Source organism: Streptomyces scabiei 87.22 (assembly GCF_000091305.1).
GTDB lineage: Bacteria > Actinomycetota > Actinomycetes > Streptomycetales > Streptomycetaceae > Streptomyces > Streptomyces scabiei.
In genome coordinates, this window is record NC_013929.1 from 1,144,253 (window position 1) to 1,161,987 (window position 17,735).

The 17,735-nt window shown below is 70.1% G+C and carries 11 protein-coding genes and 1 pseudogene; 6 read left to right on the top strand and 6 right to left on the bottom strand.

Going from position 1 to position 17,735, the window contains the following annotated elements:
* Positions 1 to 120: 120 nt before the first annotated feature.
* Positions 121 to 2,424: a beta-L-arabinofuranosidase domain-containing protein gene (locus SCAB_RS04800; RefSeq protein ID WP_041668896.1), complete on the bottom strand. Its 2,304-nt coding sequence runs from the start codon at positions 2,422 to 2,424 to the stop codon at positions 121 to 123.
* Positions 2,425 to 3,702: 1,278 nt separating this feature from the next.
* Here SCAB_RS04800 and SCAB_RS04810 point away from each other — a divergent pair.
* The 3 genes from SCAB_RS04810 to SCAB_RS04820 all read left to right on the top strand — a co-directional run bounded on the left by SCAB_RS04810 (position 3,703) and on the right by SCAB_RS04820 (position 8,303).
* The gene (locus SCAB_RS04810) at positions 3,703 to 5,130 is read left to right on the top strand and encodes a glycoside hydrolase family 43 protein (protein WP_012998920.1); all 1,428 of its coding nucleotides are present in this window, start codon (positions 3,703 to 3,705) and stop codon (positions 5,128 to 5,130) included.
* A gap of 138 nt (positions 5,131 to 5,268) precedes the next feature.
* Positions 5,269 to 6,837 (top strand): alpha-L-arabinofuranosidase B, encoded by a 1,569-nt coding sequence (locus SCAB_RS04815; protein WP_037727047.1) that lies wholly within the window; start codon positions 5,269 to 5,271, stop codon positions 6,835 to 6,837.
* Positions 6,838 to 6,926: 89 nt separating this feature from the next.
* Positions 6,927 to 8,303 carry a glycoside hydrolase family 43 protein gene (locus tag SCAB_RS04820; protein ID WP_012998922.1) on the top strand — a complete coding sequence of 459 codons (1,377 nt, stop codon included), beginning with the start codon at positions 6,927 to 6,929 and terminating at the stop codon, positions 8,301 to 8,303.
* 415 nt (positions 8,304 to 8,718) lie between these two features.
* On the opposite strand, the gene SCAB_RS04825 is transcribed toward SCAB_RS04820, so the two are convergent.
* A complete protein-coding gene (locus SCAB_RS04825; RefSeq protein ID WP_012998923.1) occupies positions 8,719 to 9,771 on the bottom strand; it encodes an NAD-dependent epimerase/dehydratase family protein in 1,053 nt (350 codons plus the stop codon).
* Positions 9,772 to 9,823: 52 nt separating this feature from the next.
* Positions 9,824 to 10,462, bottom strand: coding sequence for a hypothetical protein (locus tag SCAB_RS04830; RefSeq protein ID WP_049875838.1), 639 nt, complete (start codon positions 10,460 to 10,462; stop codon positions 9,824 to 9,826).
* A 366-nt stretch (positions 10,463 to 10,828) separates the two neighbouring features.
* Here SCAB_RS04830 and SCAB_RS04835 point away from each other — a divergent pair.
* Positions 10,829 to 12,221 (top strand): annotated as a pseudogene (locus SCAB_RS04835) (hypothetical protein).
* A 44-nt stretch (positions 12,222 to 12,265) separates the two neighbouring features.
* On the opposite strand, the gene SCAB_RS43625 reads toward SCAB_RS04835, so the two are convergent.
* From SCAB_RS43625 to SCAB_RS04850, 3 genes are read right to left on the bottom strand one after another with little or no spacing between them, the layout of a single operon-like run.
* Positions 12,266 to 12,934, bottom strand: coding sequence for a zinc-binding dehydrogenase (locus tag SCAB_RS43625; protein ID WP_012998926.1), 669 nt, complete (start codon positions 12,932 to 12,934; stop codon positions 12,266 to 12,268).
* Between the two features lie 36 nt (positions 12,935 to 12,970).
* Entirely contained in the window at positions 12,971 to 14,524 is a 1,554-nt protein-coding gene (locus SCAB_RS04845) for a bifunctional aminoglycoside phosphotransferase/ATP-binding protein (protein WP_173402839.1), read from the bottom strand.
* Complete coding sequence (locus SCAB_RS04850) at positions 14,517 to 15,386, bottom strand: universal stress protein (RefSeq protein ID WP_037726849.1); 870 nt, start codon at positions 15,384 to 15,386, stop codon at positions 14,517 to 14,519. Before SCAB_RS04850 ends, SCAB_RS04845 begins: the two co-directional genes overlap by 8 nt.
* A 366-nt stretch (positions 15,387 to 15,752) precedes the next feature.
* Here SCAB_RS04850 and SCAB_RS04855 point away from each other — a divergent pair, with 366 nt between their 5' ends.
* A complete protein-coding gene (locus SCAB_RS04855; protein ID WP_012998929.1) occupies positions 15,753 to 16,352 on the top strand; it encodes an Rv1733c family protein in 600 nt (199 codons plus the stop codon).
* 27 nt (positions 16,353 to 16,379) lie between these two features.
* The gene (locus tag SCAB_RS04860; protein WP_037726852.1) at positions 16,380 to 17,735 is read left to right on the top strand and encodes a nicotinate phosphoribosyltransferase; all 1,356 of its coding nucleotides are present in this window, start codon (positions 16,380 to 16,382) and stop codon (positions 17,733 to 17,735) included.

The window sequence follows — 17,735 nt, forward strand, 5'->3', positions numbered from 1 at the left end:
GAGTATCCGCGAAACTACGTCAACCGCAGCCCCGTGTACGACTCAACCCACACCCGTTCAGCGCCCGACACCCCAGCGATGCACAGGTAATGCCCAGTTCACGGCCTTGTGCCACACGCCTCAGTTCAGCACGATGCGCCAGCGGTTGTCGGCGGTGCCGTCGTCCGCGTCCTGGACCGCGAACGCGCCGACCGCGGTGGAGTTGCCCGCGATGGCGAGCAGCCTGCCGCTGTTCACGTTGCGGATCTTGTAGGTCCCGTCTCCCTGGCCGAGCAGCGTCCACTTGTGGTCGGCGGTGCCGTTGTCCGACCACTGGAGGACGGTCGCGCCGTCTGCCGTGTCCATGTTCAGGACGCCGAGCACCTTGCCGCTGTGGGCGTTTCGGAACCGGATCGCGCTTCCATCAGTGACCATTTCCCAGTTGTGGTCGGCGGTGCCGTTGTCCGTCCATTGCAGAGCGCGGCCGCCGTTGGACGTGGACATGTTCTGAATGCCCAGCAGGAGACCGCTGCTCGCGTTGACGAGACGGACGGTGTTGCCGGTGGTGTTCCAGTAGACGGTGTAGTTGAAGCCGTGCGCGTCGTAGAACGGGCCCAGGTTGACGGTGGAGCCGCTGGAGGTTGCGGTGAAGGCGAGTGAACTGCTGCTGGTCCGTTTGATCGAGGATGTGGTCAGCGCAGGGAGGGAGCTGAGCGTGGAGTCACCGTAGTTGCCGGACAGGACCACCGGGCCGTAGGTGATCGCGGCGACGTTCGCGTTGTCATTGGCCGGTCGGATGCCGATCCGCATGGGCAGGCGGACGGTGACCGTGTCGCCGGAGGTCCACGAGCGGTTCAGGGTGGCGTAACTGCCGGGCGTGGTGGTGATGTTCTGCGCGACGCCGTTGACGCTGACGGCGGCCCCGGTGGTCCAGCCCGGTATACGGATGCGCATCGCCCACGTTCCGCTGACGCTGCCGGTGACCTGCAAGGTCGTGGTGTCGCTGGTCGGGTATGTCGTGGTCTGGGTGACCGTGATGCCGCGCTCCGTCCAGGTGAGCACCGAGGGCACGAACATGTTCACGGTCAGCGTGGTGTCATTGTGGAAGTAGATGGAGTCCATCAGCCTGGTGTGCATCTCCAGGCCCGTTCCCTGGCAGCACCAGAAGCTGCCGTAGTCGGTGCTCCAGGTGCCGCCGCCCAACGCCGGGCCGACACCGCGCCGGCCTCCCGGCTTGAGGGGGGTGAAGTAGGTGACGTGGCCGTGGTCGTCGGCCGGGTTCTGCTGGCCGATCATCTGGTTCAGCCACGCCCGCTCGTAGTAGTCGAACAGCTCCACGCGGTCGGGGTCGAGCGTGTACAGCTCCCGGGTGAGTGTCAGCATGTTGACGGTGTTGCAGCTTTCGCAGGTGTCGTTGTTCAGGAAGCCGGCGATGGCGTTCGGGGCGCGGAAATGCTCCGCCTGGCTGTTGCCGCCGATGGCGTAGGTGTGCGCGGCGACGGTGATGTTCCAGGCGTTGGTGGCGATGTCCCGGTAGCGGGTGGTGCCGGTGGCCTTGTACTCCCGGGCGGCCCCGATCCACTTGGGTACCTGGGTGTTGGCGTGCAGCCCGTTGAGCTTGTCCTGGTTGGCCGCCAGCGGGTCGAAGACCGCGGCGTGGTCGAACCTCTGGGCGACGGTGAGCCATCGCGCGTCGCCGGTCTGCTGGTAGAGATCGGTCAGCACGGTGTTCATGCCGCCGAACTCGATGCGCAGCATGGTCTGCATCTGCTGGCCGGTCAGCCGGCCGGTACGCCAGTCGACCCATCCGGCCAGGGCGAGGAGCACGTCCCGGGCTTGTGTGCTGCCGATGAGGCGCCATACGTCCAGCAGGCCGGTGAGGGTCTTGTGGATCGTGTAGTACAGCACCTCGCCACTGGTTCCCTGCTCGAGAGCAGTGAAGTTGGACTCGGGGTAGCCGGAGAGGTACCCGGTGTTGAAACCGGCAGCGCTGTTGTTGGCCTGGCACTTGGCCAGTTCCGCGACCATGCGGGTCGCCTTGTCCCGGCAGGTGGTGTCCCCGGTCACCGCGTACAACTGCGCCCACGCCGTGAGGAAGTGCCCCTGGATGTGGGTGCGGAAGCCGAAGTTCGGCGCGTCCCAGCCGCCGTTGGGGGTCGCACCGTTGGTGGACAGCTTGTGGGTGGCGCGGAAGTTGTACAGCAGCCGGTCGACATCGATGAACCGCAGGTAGTTCTGGGTGCGGTTCTGGTTGTCCAGCCACCGGCTCGCGGTGAGCCGGACCTGGCCGAGTTCGAAGGGGTGCGCCAGGACCCCGATGTCGGTCCTCGCGGGGGCGATGGCCGCTTGGGCGGAAGACGCACCGACGAGGGATCCGGTGGCAGAGGCGGCCACGGTGGCCCCGGCCAGTTGCAGAAGACGACGCCTGCTGACGGAGGGAGACATGGTGAGCCTTTCGATACGGCAGAGCGGCTGCTTGGACTTTGTGATGTGCCGGCTCACACGTCCGACGGTCGGGCGTGGCGCGTCACGGGCTGGTGTGCTGCCGACGCGGCGCTCTACGGCAGACCGGGGGCCGAGGGTCGAGGGTCGACGATATTTCCTCGTGGTTCGATTTTTCAGACGTCGTCCGAAATATGGAACACAGGTCTTCGCTGACACATTGGATGGATTAACGGGTAGGGACGTTGCTGGTGTCCAGCCCGTGAACACACAATTCTCACCGGCTGTCGGGTCATCCCGTAGCTCTGCGGCCACGTGCTGCCGGGGCGCACTTCCATGCCTCGGTACACGATGACCTGCGGACGAGCCGTGCAGCCGCTCTGCGCATGCAGCTTGGCGGCCGACTTCGCGTACCCGGCGGAGCAGGGCGCGCCGCAGGTCTTCACCTTGGCGGCCACCGAGGAGGTGCCGACGCCGACGAGACCGACGGCCGCGGCGCCCGCGGCCCTGAGCATGGTGCGCCGACCGATCTGCTCTGTTGCGTGCATGTACAGGAGACGGGGGGACGGCGGGGCAATAACAGAAACTGGGCGGGCATTGTGCTGGTGATTGCCCGACGGGGTTGAGCGCTGCGTTGTGGCTGGTGATCGAGGGCGGTACCGGCTGCCGGCGCGGTGTGCCGGGGGTTGTGCGGGCGGGGGATGTTGCTGGATGCGTGGGAGCGGAGGCGGCACTCGCAGCCTCCTTGAGCCACCGCGGCCTCCCCGGCTCCGTCCTCGGCCGGCGTTCCCGGTGGTTGCGCTGGGCGTCGACCAGGGAGAGCGTGCTCACGCCGCCGGCCATGATCGTCGCCCATCCGTACGTTCGATGGACCGAATGTGTCGGATGTATTGACGCGCGCTCTTTTCCGGATCTAGCCTCTGCCCGATTTCACGAACAGCGTTCGATATGTCGTCCAACGCCGGATCGGACAGTGAATCGGCTATGCAGGCTTCCGACCGAAGCGCCGCCCACCCGACACGCCTACACGGGCGCTGACAAGCACCGACACCCGGCCCGTGCCGCAACCCCGCCCCACCTGGGTAGACGCACATGCTCGTGCATCCTGACCCGCCGTCACCACGGCGTCCTGGGCGAAGCGGGAAAGCACCGTCATTCGGATCCGCCCCTTGCGGCTCGCGCGGCAGCCGGGCTTTGCCCCGCCCGTTCCAAGGCCCAGTTCCCCCGCCACCCCGCTCCCCCTCCGCCCGGCGATGGCACCCGCACCCGACAGGAGATCCCATGTCTGCGCTCCGCGCCCGGCTGACGGTGATATTGCTCGCCGTCTGCCTCCTCTTCACAGGGCAAGCCCTGACCACACCCCAACGGGCGGCCGCCGCCGACCCCGGCTATCTGATGGTGCACTTCACCGGCGACTCCGCGACCGGTCAGATGCTGTACCTCGCGCACAGCACGGACGGCATGCACTGGAACGACCTCAACGGCGGAGCGCCGATCCTCAACTCCAAGATCGGCACGAAGGGGGTGCGCGACCCCGCACTGGTGCGCTCACCCGACGGCAGCAAGTACTGGATCATCGCGACCGACCTGTGCATCCGCTGCGGCTCGACGTACACCAACGGCAGCCCCAACTTCGTGGTGTGGGAGTCGACCGACCTGGTGACCTGGTCGAAGCCGTGGCTGCTCGGCGCCGCCGGACTGGTCCCCGGCGGAAAGAATGCGTGGGCGCCGGAGGCGATCTGGAACCCCGAGACCAACGACTACGTCCTGTACTGGGCGACGAACGCCACGGTCAACGGCATCTTCAAGTACCGCATCTACTCCGCCCGCACCAAGGACTTCCGCACCATCACCACCCCGCAGATCTGGATCGACCCTCCCGGCAGCACCCCGGTCGTCGACACCCAGATGACCGAGGTGCCCGGCGGCACCGGCCCCTACCGCTACCTGCGCGCCTCCGGTGACGGCCAGAACAACATCGAGGGCAGCAACTCGATCCTGGGGACGTGGACCAACCTCGGCAACCTCTCCAGCATCGGCCTCACCGGCAACGTGGTGGAAGGCCCGGTCTGGATGAAGTTCAGGGACCGCGACGAGTGGGCCCTCTACATCGACCACAACAACGCGCAGGGCGTACGCGAGTACCGGCCGATCCTGACGACCAACCCGTTCGACGTCAGCACCTACCGGCTGCAACCGACGACCAGCTACGACATGGGCGGCACCCCCAAGCGCCACGGCGCGATCATGACCCTCACGGCCGCCGAGGAGAGCCGCGTGCTCTCCCGCTGGCCCAACACCCCGGCCCAGCGGCTCCAGTCGTACAACTTCCAGGACCGGTACGTGCGCCAGACCGACTTCGACGTGCGCATCGACCCGAACGTCACCCCCGTCGAGGACTCCCAGTTCCGGATCAGGCCCGGCCTGGCAGGCACCGGCACCGTCTCCTTCGAGTCGGTGGCCCACCCCGGCTACTTCCTGCGCCACGCCAACTACGACGTCCAGCTCGTCCTCAACGACGGCAGCAGCCAGTTCGCCGCGGACGCCACCTTCCGCAAGGCCGCAGGCCTCGCCGACTCCACCTGGTCGTCGTTCCAGTCGTACAACTTCCCCGACCGCTACATCCGCCACTACGCCTACCAGCTGCGCCTCGACCCGATCACCACCACGACAGCCCGCGGTGACGCCACCTTCCGTGTGACGAACTGACCCGCGTCGCCAGGGGTGCCGGCGCCTCCGGATCGGCGCCGGCACCGACGCGTCACCGCAACCCCCCCACATCCGCACGGCCGAACAGCAGGGAAACGTCCGCTCACCCTCACACCCCGCCTGGTGAAGGAGTCCTTCATGATCAAGCCACTGTGGATACGCGGTGTCAGACACGCGCTGCTCGCGGCCGGTGCCACCGTCGCGCTCGCCGCCGGTCTGCTCACCGCCACGGCCACCACCTCGCAGGCCGCCACCCAGGGGCCGTGCGACATCTACGCCGCGGGCGGCACCCCCTGCGTGGCCGCGCACAGCACCACCCGCGCCCTGTACGGGGCGTACAACGGCCCGTTGTACCAGGTCAAGCGCGCCTCCGACAGCGCGACCAAGGACATCGGCCCGCTGGCCGCCGGAGGTGTCTCCGACGCCGCGCAGCAGGACTCCTTCTGCGCGAACACCAGCTGTGTCATCACCGTCATCTACGACCAGTCGCCCAAGCACAACGACCTCACCCAGGCGCTGAAGGGCCACTGGCCCGGTCCGGCGGAGAACGGGAACGACAACCTGGCCAACGCCTTCGAGGCCCCGGTCACCGTCGGCGGCCACAAGGCGTACGGCGTCTACGTCGCCCCCGGCACCGGCTACCGCAACAACAACACCAACGGCATCGCCACCGGCGACCAACCCGAGGGCATGTACGCCATCTTCGACGGCACGCACTACAACGCCGGCTGCTGCTTCGACTACGGCAACGCCGAGACGACCGGCAACGACGACGGCAACGGCACCATGGAGGCCATCTACTTCGGCAACAGCACGGGCTGGGGCTCCGGCAGCGGCACCGGCCCCTGGATCATGGCCGACCTGGAGAACGGCCTGTTCTCCGGCGTCAACCGTGGAGTGAACTCGGGCGACCCGACCATCAACCACCGGTTCACCACCGCCATCATCAAGGGCGAGCCGAACCACTGGGCCATCCGCGGCGGCAACGCCCAGTCGGGCGGCCTGTCCACCTTCTACAACGGCATACGCCCCACCGCCGGCGGCTACAACCCGATGAAGAAGCAGGGCGCGATCATCCTCGGCATCGGCGGCGACAACAGCAACACCGGCCAAGGCACCTTCTACGAGGGCGTCATGACCGCGGGCTACCCCTCGGACGCCACCGAGAACGCCGTCCAGGCCAACATCACCGCCGCCGGCTACAACAGCGGCTCGACCGGCACCGGAACCCTCACCCCCGGCTCGCGGGTCTCCCTGCAGGCCACCACCTCGCCCTGCTGCACCACGCACTACCTGCGGCACAACACGGGCGACACCAAGGTCGTCATCTCCAGCGTCAACTCCGCCAGCCCGGCCACCGACAAGGCCAACGCCACCTGGATCGTCCGGGCCGGACTGGCCAACACCTCCTGCCTGTCCTTCGAGTCCGCCGACAAGCCCGGCCAGTTCCTGCGTCACTCCAACTACCAGCTGTACCTGAACACCGACGGCGGCGGCAGCTCGTTCGCGAAGGACGCCACCTTCTGTCCCACCGCAGGCAACAGCGGGGTCGGCACCTCCTTCCAGTCGGTCAACTTCCCGACCAAGTACCTCCGCCACTACAACTACACGGCCTACATCGCCGCCAACGGCGGCACCAACACCTGGGACAACACGAAGTCGTGGGCCCAGGACACCAGCTGGCTCACCGCCGCTCCCTGGAGCTGACGAGGGACAGAACCCGTGGGCGGCTCCGGGCCGGGGCCGCCCACGGTTGTGGATCCGCCCGCACGTTCCCCACGCCCTGGAGGCACCAGATGAGCGCAACACCCCTTCCCTCGCGCCGGCTCTTCCTCGGCATGGCCGCGGCCGTGCCGCTGTCCACCACCGGCGTACTGACCCTCGGCAACCAGTCGGCGAGCGCCGCGACGACCTCCCCGTTCGTCATGGCCTACTTCACCCAGTCACCGAGAAACCTCGGCACGGACTACGGCCTGCACCTCGCCGTCAGCACCGACGCGCTGCAGTGGATGCCGCTGAACCAGAACAACCCCGTCGTGACCCCGACCGCCGGCGACGGCGGTCTGCGCGACCCCTTCATCCTGCCCAGGCAGGACGGCACCTACGTCGTCATGGCGACCAACCTGAAGGGCACCGACTGGACCAGGAAGACCCCGTACATCCACGTCTGGGACTCCGCCGACCTGCGCTCCTTCGACAACTACCGCCTGCTGAAACTGCACGACATGGCCACCCACACCTGGGCGCCCGAAGCCTTCTGGGACCCCTCCCGCGGCCAGTACGCACTCATCTACTCGGCCGTGAACAGCAGCGGCCACAACGTGATCATGGTGAATTACACGACGGACTTCCAGACGGTGACGGCACCGCAGGTCTTCTTCGACCCGGGCTACGACATCATCGACGGCACCCTGGCCAAGGACGTGAACGGCGTCAACTACCTGTACTACAAGGGCCGCAACAGCCTGGTCGGTGCGAGGTCCACCTCCCTCGCGCCCGGCAGCTTCACCCAGTTCACCTCGGGCCTGGCGCCGCAGGGTGGCATCGAGGGCCCCATCCTCACCGAGGCCTCCGGCACCTGGTACCTGTGGGGCGACGCCAACGCGCTCTTCTACGCCTACCAGACCGACGACCTCTCCACCGGCACCTGGACCGCCACCGACCGGCGCGTCCACACCCAGCCGCTGAACTCCAAGCACGCCGACATCAAGCCGATCCCCCAGACGGTGTACGACAACATGATCACCAAGTGGGGAAAGCCTGCCTGGAACCGGCTGAAGTCCTACAACTTCCCCGACAGATACTGGCGGCAGGTCGATTCCCTCGGCCGCATCGACCCGTACCCGTTCGACCCCTACACCGACTCGCAATGGAAGCTGGTGCCGGGGCTGGCCGACCCCTCCGGCGTCTCCTTCCAGTCCGTCAACCAGCCGACCCGCTACCTACGGCACGCTTACTACCAGCTGCGACTGGACGCCAACGACGGCACCACACTGTTCGCCCAGGACGCCACCTTCCACAGAACCGCCGGGCTCGCCGACCCGTCCTGGTCGTCGTTCCGCTCGCACAACCACCCGGACCGCTACATCCGCCACTTCAACTACGCGTTGCGCATCGACCCGATCTCCACCGCCACCGGCAGGGGCGACGCCACGTTCTCCGTCTGGTACTGAGCTTGGGCGAGACTCCCCCGACCGCCTTCCGCCCTGCGGGTCAGCGCACTCTCCCCCGCCGAGACCACGGTCACCGTCACGGCGGCAGTTGTTGTGGCCAGGGCCACGGCTCCGGCGATGGTCAGCCGAACCTGCCACGGGGACCTGCGCCTAACGAAGCGTCACCGGTCCGTCCGCCCATGAACCCGGATGCGACGACGGCCTACGGGCATTTCACGGCTACGGGCACGTGGCCGAGTGCCGCGACGTGCCCGTCCCGGCCGCGGTGCTCCTCCGTCGGGTCGAGGCCCACCAGGGGCACGCGGCTGCGTCCAACGTGCCGGGCGGCTGCCGGTTCGAGGTCCGTCTGCCTGCGGCGGTCTGGGGTCGGGGGGGAACGATCGGTGATGGATCGAAAGGAGCGGACCGGCCGGACTCACCCGGCTCGCAGGGGTGCCGCGGCGAACTCCGCCATCCCCTCCGCGAAGGCGACCTGCGGCTTCCACCCCAGTTCCTCGCGGAGACGTCGTGAGGAAGCCGTGATGTGGCGGACGTCGCCGAGCCGGAACTCCCCGGTGACGACCGGTACCCGGTCGCCGTACGACGCGGCCAGCGCGGTGGCCATCTCCCCCACGGTGTGCGGCTCGCCGCTGCCGACGTTGTACGCCCGCAGGCCGCCCTCCGGAAGGCCGCGCACACCGTCGAGCGCGGCGAGGTTGGCCCCCGCCACGTCCCGGACGTGTACGAAGTCCCGCCGCTGGCCGCCGTCCTCGAACACGCGCGGGACCTCCCCGCGCGCCAGCGCGGACCGGAACAGGGACGCGACGCCGGCGTACGGAGTGTCGCGCGGCATGCCGGGGCCGTAGACGTTGTGGTAGCGCAGGGCGGACGCCCTGCCGCCCGTCGCCCGCGCCCACGCGGCGGCCAGATGTTCCTGGGCGAGCTTCGTGGCGGCGTACACATTGCGCGGGTCCGCGGGCGCGTCCTCGTCGACCAGCCCGCCGGTGAGCGGCTCACCGCAGTGCGGACACGGCGGTTCGAAGCGCCCCGCCTCCAGGTCCGCCACCAGGCGCGGCCCCGGCCGGACCACGCCGTGCCGGGAGCATGCGTAGTGTCCCTCGCCGTACACCACCATCGAACCTGCCAGCACCAGATGCCTCACCCCGGCCTCCGCCATGCCCGCCAGCAGCACCGCGGTGCCGAGATCGTTGCAACCGACGTAGTCGGGCGCGTCGGCGAAGTCCTTGCCGAGGCCGACCATCGCGGCCTGGTGGCAGACGGCGCCCACGCCCCGCAAGGCGTCGGTGACGGCTGCCTTGTCACGGACGTCGGCGTGCCGCCAGTCCACCCCGGGAGGGATCTGCGGCGCGGTGCGGTGGGCGGCGGGCAGCAGTGCGTCGAGGACGCGCACCGTGTGCCCGGCGCCGATGAGGGCGGTGACGACGTGCGAGCCGATGAAGCCCGCACCTCCGGTGACCAGGATCAACATGCTCCGACCGTAGGACCGTCCATCCGCTCGCGGGCCGATCGTCTCGGGAATGTCAGCGGTTCGTAAGCCTTTCAGCGGCTCGCAGCACTTCGGTTCGTGCCGTGTCCTTCGGCGACCGGTACGTCGCCACCGTCAGCAGGGTGAAGGCGACGGCGAAGCCGAGCATGGTGAACACGCCCCGCGGCCAGAAGATGTGGCTGTCGACGAAGAACCAGCAGGCGGCGAGGAGCACCACGGACCCCGGCAGGATCCGTGCCCCATGTCGGCGCCACAGCACCGCGCACGTGGCGAGGCAGGCCACGGCCAGCGCGTACACCCCCGTCCGGCCCAACTCACCGCCGACCGCGAACAGCCGCCCGGCCGCACCTCGGATGCCGTGATCCACCACGGTGCCGGCCGAGATCCCCGCCACCGCGTCGAGCCCCGAGTAGTACGCCGCGTAGACCAGGCACCCGGACCACGCGAGCACCGTCAAGGCACCCTCGGCATCCCTGCCGGGCCTGCCCCACAACGGGACGATCAGGCCGAGCGCCAGAAGGGGGAACACGGGCAGCAGGGCGATGTGCAGCCCCGCCCAGTGACCTGCCGTCGCCGTCGTCAGATGCCGCGGATGCAGCAGACCCGCGACGGCCAGTGTCAGTGGCGCGGCCGTCACCAGCGCCGTCGTACGAAGAACACGGAGGGATCGCATCCGGTCACCGTAGGAGGCCCCCCGCCCAGCGACACCGTCCGGCGGGAAGGCGTAAGACACCCGTAAGACGGCGCGACGCGGGTCCCCGCCCTCCTCAGGTCGGCGGCCGCCGACGGCGGGTGGGTTCCCGCGCGGCCAGGACGAGCACCGTCGCAGCGGCCACCGAATTCGAGGAACCCGGGCCTTCCACCTCCTGGCAGCGGAAACGCTCGCCGTAGACTCCCGTGCAGCGGCACTCCCGCCCGGACTCCGTACGAGCAGGGCCACGCGGGCGGGCGGCACCACACCGTCCGTGAACCATGACGAAATGCTGACGTCCGCGTCGGTCCCGGGCCCGGCCGCGGCCGTCCGGCCTGACGTTCCCCTGTGAACCGTGATCTCCGCCGCGACCTGTACGCGGTCGCCGCCGCCGCACTGCTCGTTGTGACGGCCGCGCTGGTCGGTGTCGCCATCAAGCGGTCGAAGGACGTCCTCCACGTCGGCTGGCCGCCCCTGTACGCCAACTGGCTTCCCCACATCGGCCCCGGCACCCCGGCAGCGCTGACCGTCGCGGCGGTCGTCGTGGCGGTACGGCCCCACCGTCGCCGCACGCCTGCCCTGGCGCCGCCTGCTGCTCGCCGCCTGGGCCACCGCCACGGCGTGGACGTTCTCGCTCGCCCTCGTCGACGGCTGGCACCGGGGCATCGCCCGGCGGCTCACCACCCGGTACGAGTACCTCCAGGTCATCGACCGCTTCGACGACATCCCCGCGACCCTCCGGGACTTCACGAACCACATCCTGGTCACATCCGCCGACCACTGGCCCCCGCACGTCGCCGGACATCCCCCGGGCGCCACCCTCACCTTCGTCCTCCTGGACCGGATCGGCCTGGGCGGAGGCGCCTGGGCCGGCGTATGGGCCGTCACCACCGGGGCCACCACGGCGGTCGCCGTCCTCGTCGCCACGAGAAGCCTGGCCGATGAAACCCTGGCCCGCCGAGCGGCACCCTTCCTCGCGCTCGCGCCCGCCGCCGTGTGGATGGGGACGTCGGCCGACGGCTACTTCGCGGCCGTCGCCGCGTGGTTCGTAGCCCTCGTCGCACTCGCGGCGACGGCAAGGACGATCCGCCGGTCGTGCACCGCCGCGTTCGGTGCGGGCCTGGTGTTCGGCCTGATCTGCTACCTCTCGTACGGGCTCACGCTGTTCGCGGTGATCGGGGCGGGGGTGCTGGTCCTCGGGCGAAGGAGGCTCAGGGCACTGCCCTTCCTGATTGCGGGAACCGCCGTCGTACCGCTGGCCTTCACACTCGTGGGCTTCGACTGGTGGGAGGCGTACCACCCGCTCGTCGAACGCTACTACCAGGGAGCGGGCGGGTTCAGACCGTACGGCTACTGGGTGTGGGCGAACCTCGCCTGCACCGTACTGGTCGTGGGCCCGGCCACGGTGGCGGGGCTGCGGCGGATCGCGGCCCTGGTCGTCCGGGAGCGCGCACGCCTCCTGCCGATCCGGGCACGCACACGCTCCTTGTCCGTCGCCGTCGAGACCACACCCCGGCACACCTCCGAAGTCCGCCTGGCCCTGCTGGTACTCCTCGCTCTGGGCGCACTCCTCGTCGCCGGCCTGTCGGGTATGAGCAAGGCAGAGACCGAACGGATCTGGCTGCCCTTCGCCGTGTGGCTGCTCGCGGCAGGCGCCCTGCTCCCCCGGCCCCGCGCCTGGCTGGCCGCCCAGGCCGTACTCGCGCTGCTCCTCAACCACCTCCTGCTCACCGGCTGGTGAAGGTCCGGACCGGCACGCAGGCCGTCCGGAGGAGCAGCGGACGATCAATCGGCACCCGCGGTGACCAACGTCTTCGCGCTGTTTCGTGTGGCCGCGTGGGCCAGCGCCTCGAGCCCGCTCGTGATCGGATAGCGCGCGGTGACCATCGGAGTCAGGTCGATTCGGCCCACCGCCTGGAGAGCGATGACGGGGTCGAAGCCACCCAGATGCCCCATGCTGAAGCTGTGTGTGGTGCCGTTCACCATGGTCACGATCGGATGCATCGGCGCGGCGGGGCCGCCGACCCCCAGATGGACCACGTGCCCGCCGACCGCGACAATCCGCTCGGCCTCGGGCAGAACCTCCGCTGCCGCGCCGGTGGCGTCGACGACCACATCGAAACCGCGGCCGTCGGTGGCGTCACGCAGTTCGTCGGCCAGTTCGCGGCCTCGCTCTCCGCTCAGGACCCGGTCGGCTCCCATTCTGCCGGCGATGGCCGCCCGGTCCGCAGCGGGTTCAGTCGCCACGACGAGGTTCGCTCCTGCCCCCCGGGCCAGGGCGACAGCGGCCAGACCGAGCGGCCCGCAGCCGAAGACCGCCACGTCGGCCCCCGGCGCGAGATGACGATCGGCCCTGAACAGGGCGAGGTAGGCGACGGCCTTCCGCCTGGTCCTCCCGCAGCCGACTTCGGGCAGGGCCGTCGGCTTTGATGCCTTGCTGCCCGAGCGCCCCACTGCCCGGAAGAATCAGAGGATGCGCGGCCCGGCCGTTCACGGGAGAGAAGATCCGGCGCCTCGGTCCTGGTCCGGTTCCGCCGAGGGCCGGCGGAACACCGGGGCCTGGTCCGTACCCCACGGTCGTACGGCGGCGAGCGCGCGGGAGACCGCGGATTCCAGCGGACCGCTGGTGTCGACCACGACGGCGTCGGGCCAGGGAGGTTCCCGCGCCGCGAGCGCGTCGGCGACGCCGAGGTCCGCGTCGGACGGCCCGGGGGAGCGCGTGCTCAGGCGTGCCGCGGCGACCTCGTCCGGCACCTGACAGTGCAGGGCCACCAGATCGGCGCAGGTGCGCTCGGCCACCCTCCCCGCCGCCGCACGCAGCTCCGCGGCGGACCAGGTGGCGTCCAGGACGACGGACTCGCCACGCGACAACAGGGCCGCCGCTCGGTCGAGCAGGATGTCGTAGGTCCTGGCCGTCCACTCCGGTGTGTACAGCCCCTCCTCGTACGCGGCCGGCGCAGGGCTCTCCGGCGGTATGCCCGCGAGCTCCTTGCGGAGGCGGTCGCTGCTGAGCAGGGTGACGCCCAGCCGGTCCGCCAGGGCGCCGGAGAGAGTGGACTTCCCGCTGCCGGGCAGCCCGCCTACGAGTGTCAGGCCGACAGCGGAGGTACGCAGGTGGCGCAGAGTCGTCGAGACCAGACGCCGTGCCGCCGACCGGACCCCCGGCGCGCCCTGTTCCGCCTGGATGAGGGACACCTTCGCCCTCACGAACGCGCGATAGGCGACATAGTGGTGCCACAGCGACGGCGGCGCGGGGTCACCCGAGTACTCGCCGTACCGGGCGAGGAAACGGGCCGCCGCCGCCGGGGCGCCGAGCTGTTCCAGGTCCATGGCGAGGAACGCGGCGTCGTCGAGCCCGTCGACGTAGCGCAGGTGGTCGTCGAACTCCAGGCAGTCCAGGACACGGGGACCGTCGTCCAGGCAGAAGATGTCCTCGGCGAGCAGGTCGCCGTGCCCGTCGACCACTCGCCGCTGCTCGATACGGGAGTCGAACAGCGCCTCGCGGCCGGCGAGATAGCGGCGCACCAGCCGCTGGACCTCGGGCACACCGTCGAAGCCGGAGCCACCCTCGGTCGTCGCGCGGACCTGCTCGAAGCTCGCCTCCCAGCGTGACGCCAGCGCGTCCCTGGTTCCCTGCTCGTCCACGTCGCGGCCGCGGGGCGCGGTCGCATGCCAGGCGGCGAGGCGCCGAGCCACGGCACGCAGGACCTCGTCGACATCGGCGCCCGCCCGCACCAGCGCGGACAGGCGACGGCCCGCCGGCATGCGGCGCATGACCACGAGCGGTTCGGACACCTCGGCGTCAGGGGCGACGACCTCGCCGACGCCCAGGTAGACATCCGGTGCGAAGCGGCGGTTGAGCGCCACTTCGCGTACGCAGGCCGCCCGTCGTGCCTGCCGGTCGGTGTAGTCCACAAAACCCAGATCGACAGCCTTCTTGACCTTGTAGGCGCGATCACCCGCGAAGAACACGATCGCGGTGTGGGTCTCGGCCACCTCCGCGCGTGGCGGCGGCTGCTCCCCCGGGGCTCCGGTTTCACTCATGAGGGACGACGGCGACGGGGCAGCGGCCGTGATGGAGGGCCGCATGAGCCACATGGTCGAGATGGTGCGTCGCGCCGTGCCGGTGCGCCCGTCGTCCGACGACCAGCAGCGCGGCCCCCTTCGCCGCGTGCACGACGGCCTCGGCGGGGCTCGCGAGATGGATGCTGTCCGCCACCACCACCTGCGGGTACTTCTCGCGCCAGGGCCGCAGGACCCTGCTCAGCTCCTCCCCCGCCTCCCGCGACAGCTCCTCGCCGACCCCGTGGTCCACGCCCCAGGGCATGCGTGCGTGGAACGGCACGCTGCGCCCATGGACGGCGAGGAGGGCAGCGCCCCGCGCTGCGGCACTGTGGAACGCGAAGTCGAGCAGTTCGTCGGCGGACCCGCGCAGGTCCATCGCCACGACGATCCTGTCGGCAGGGGCGGCGTCCGGCTGCTCCTCGGTCGGCTCGGCGCGGACCAGGACCACGGGCCGCTCGGCCCGCGCCACTACCGGCATGCTGACGTCACCCATGAAGTAGCTCTCGGCGGACGCGAGTCCCCGTGAACCCAGCACCAGCATCTCGGACTCCGAGGCGGCGCGGAGCAGAGCCTCCTGGGCGTCGTCGGCGACGAGACTGCCGACGACGGTCAGACCCGGGTGGCGTGCGCCCAGCTCCGTCTGGGCGGTGTGGACGAGGCGCTTGGCCCAGTAGTTCTGGTCGACTTCGGCGGGGGTGTGGGCCGGCTGCGGTGCCAGCAGCGGCCACGCGTGCAGCAGCCGAAGCGTGAGCCTGCGCCTCTCGGCCTCGTCGGCGGCCCAGCGGGCGGCGGCGAGGCTCGCGGGTGAACCGTCGAGGCCCACGGTGACGACTGGTTCCATGGCGGCGGCCTCCGTCTCGTACGAAGCTGGAGATGCGGGCGGACGAGGCGAACGAGTCCGCCGACCCACCCGCCCGAACCTGGTCGACACGCCGAGCGGCTGCGGCGCGCCGTCCTTCGAGGAGTACCGCAAACCCCGCGGGCGCGCATGTGGACCGAGGCCGACGACACGAGAGGCGACACGAAACTCCGGTGTGGGACAGCCCGCCGCCGCGCAGTCGGGTCGGATCCCGCGCAGTCGGATCCCGCGCAGGGCCGGAAGACGCCAGGACAGGGACATTCGGCCCTATGACCGGAGACCGCCGGCATCCGAGGGTGGGACCAGGAGGACAGGGAGAACGACCAGCGAGCCGCTGGAGGCCGACCCATGACCGCACAAGGAACTCCGTACACGCCGGGCCCGCCCTCCCCGCGCGACAGGCTCAAAGGCCCGAACCCCCTGATGCGCCCGTCCGACAGGTTCGAGTCCTGGCTCCGGCGTTTTCTGCTGCTCGTGCTCGTGCTCGGGCTGCCGGTGGTCGCCTACAGCGCGGGGACGCGGGTGTACGCGTCGTCGGTGCGGACCGTACAGGTCCAGAGGGCGGAGCGGCACGAGATCACGGCCCGGCTGGCGGAGGACCTGGAACGCGACAACAACGCGGCGAAACAGCTTGCGCGGGTCAGCTGGACCGATGAGAACGGCGGCATGCGCACCGGAGAGGCCCTCGTCAAGGCGGGGACGGACAAGGGCGCCTCGGTGCGCGTGTGGCTGGACCGTGACGGAAACCTCACCGCGCCCCCGATGAACACGCTGAACGCGAAGGCCTCCGGCTGGCTGGCGGGCGGCATGGCGGCCTTCGGCGTGGCCATGGGCTGTTACGCGGTCCGCTCGGGCACGCGCCTGCTGCTGGACCGCGGGAGGTACGCGCGGTGGGACGCCGACTGGGACAAGGTGGAGCCGCTGTGGTCCGCCCGCTTCCGTCGCTGACGAACCGTGCGGGAGGAGGCAGCGGGAATGTCGGACGAGACGACCGTCGACCTGTACGAAGTGACGATGGCCATGGCCTACCTACGGGAGGGGATGACCGCCCCGGCGACGTTCAGTCTCTTCGTCCGTGACCTGCCCCCGGAACGCGGCTTCCTGATCACGGCAGGACTGGAATCGGCACTGGACCACCTGACCGGATTCCATGTCGGCCCCGAGGACGTCGATGCCTTCGCCGCGGCGTTGCACCGGCCGCGCCGGGATCTGGCACCCTTGCTCGGCCTGGAGTTCACCGGCGGGGTTCGGGCGGTGCCGGAGGGCCGGGTCGTGCTCGCCGGTGAGCCCCTGCTGGAGGTGATGGCCGCGCTGCCCGAGGCACAGCTGGTCGAGACGTACCTGCTGAATCAGCTCAGCCATCAGACGGCCGTCGCCTCGAAGGCCGCCCGGTGCGTGCTCGCGGCGGCCGGCCGGCCGCTCGTGGACTTCTCCCTGCGGCGCACGCACGGTCCGCAGGCCGGGTTCCAGGCGGCCCGGCTCGGTGCGCTGGCCGGATTCGCCGGGACCAGCAACGTGGCGGCGGCCACGGCGCTCGGCATACCGGCTGTCGGGACGATGGCCCACTCCTTCGTGGAGGCGTTCGCCTCCGAGGAGGACGCCTTCCGTGCCTTCGTCCGCACCCACCCCGGGCCGGTGACCCTGCTCGTGGACACCTACGACACCGAGGAGGGTGTCCGGGTGGCTGCGGACGTCCTGCGCGACCTGGACCTCGCGGAACAGGCACCCGGCTGCGCCGTGCGACTGGACAGCGGCGACCTCGGGGACCTCGCCGTACGGTCACGGTCGATCCTCGACGAAGCGGGCCTGACGGGGGTGCGGATCGTCGCCAGCGGCGGCCTCGACGAGTACGCCGTCGACGAGCTGGTGCGCTCCGGGGCGCCGATCGACGTGTACGCCGTCGGCACCCGTGTCGGGGTTGCCGCGGACGCTCCGTATCTGGATTCCGCGTACAAACTGGTGGAGTACGAGGGCCGCCCGGTGATGAAACTGTCGTCGGCGAAGGTGACGGCGCCAGGCGCCAAGCAGGTGTTCCGCCGCCCCGGCTGTGCCGACGTGATCGGCCTCGCCGACGAAAAGCCGACGGACGGCGCCGTGGCGTTGCTGGAGACGGTGATGCGGAACGGGCGGCGTACGGGAAGACCGTCCACACTCGACGAGTGCCGGGCGAGATGCGCCGACGACATGGCGCGGTTGCCGGCGTCGGCCCGCCGGATCGTAGGGCCGGTCGCGCCGCGTGCCACGTCCTCGGGGCGACTGAGAGAACTCACCGCTCAGGTCCGGCACCGCGTCGAGAACATGGTCGCGGCACATCGGCCCGCGCCGGGATGA

Coding starts and splice junctions, on each gene's coding strand:
- SCAB_RS04810 (WP_012998920.1), top strand. CDS start 3,703: ATGTCTGCGCTCCGCGCCCGGCTGACGGTGATATTGCTCGCCGTCTGC.
- SCAB_RS04820 (WP_012998922.1), top strand. CDS start 6,927: ATGAGCGCAACACCCCTTCCCTCGCGCCGGCTCTTCCTCGGCATGGCC.
- SCAB_RS04855 (WP_012998929.1), top strand. CDS start 15,753: ATGACCGCACAAGGAACTCCGTACACGCCGGGCCCGCCCTCCCCGCGC.
- SCAB_RS04825 (WP_012998923.1), bottom strand. CDS start 9,771: ATGTTGATCCTGGTCACCGGAGGTGCGGGCTTCATCGGCTCGCACGTC.
- SCAB_RS04860 (WP_037726852.1), top strand. CDS start 16,380: ATGTCGGACGAGACGACCGTCGACCTGTACGAAGTGACGATGGCCATG.
- SCAB_RS04850 (WP_037726849.1), bottom strand. CDS start 15,386: ATGGAACCAGTCGTCACCGTGGGCCTCGACGGTTCACCCGCGAGCCTC.
- SCAB_RS04830 (WP_049875838.1), bottom strand. CDS start 10,462: ATGCGATCCCTCCGTGTTCTTCGTACGACGGCGCTGGTGACGGCCGCG.
- SCAB_RS04815 (WP_037727047.1), top strand. CDS start 5,269: ATGATCAAGCCACTGTGGATACGCGGTGTCAGACACGCGCTGCTCGCG.
- SCAB_RS04845 (WP_173402839.1), bottom strand. CDS start 14,524: ATGAGTGAAACCGGAGCCCCGGGGGAGCAGCCGCCGCCACGCGCGGAG.
- SCAB_RS04800 (WP_041668896.1), bottom strand. CDS start 2,424: ATGTCTCCCTCCGTCAGCAGGCGTCGTCTTCTGCAACTGGCCGGGGCC.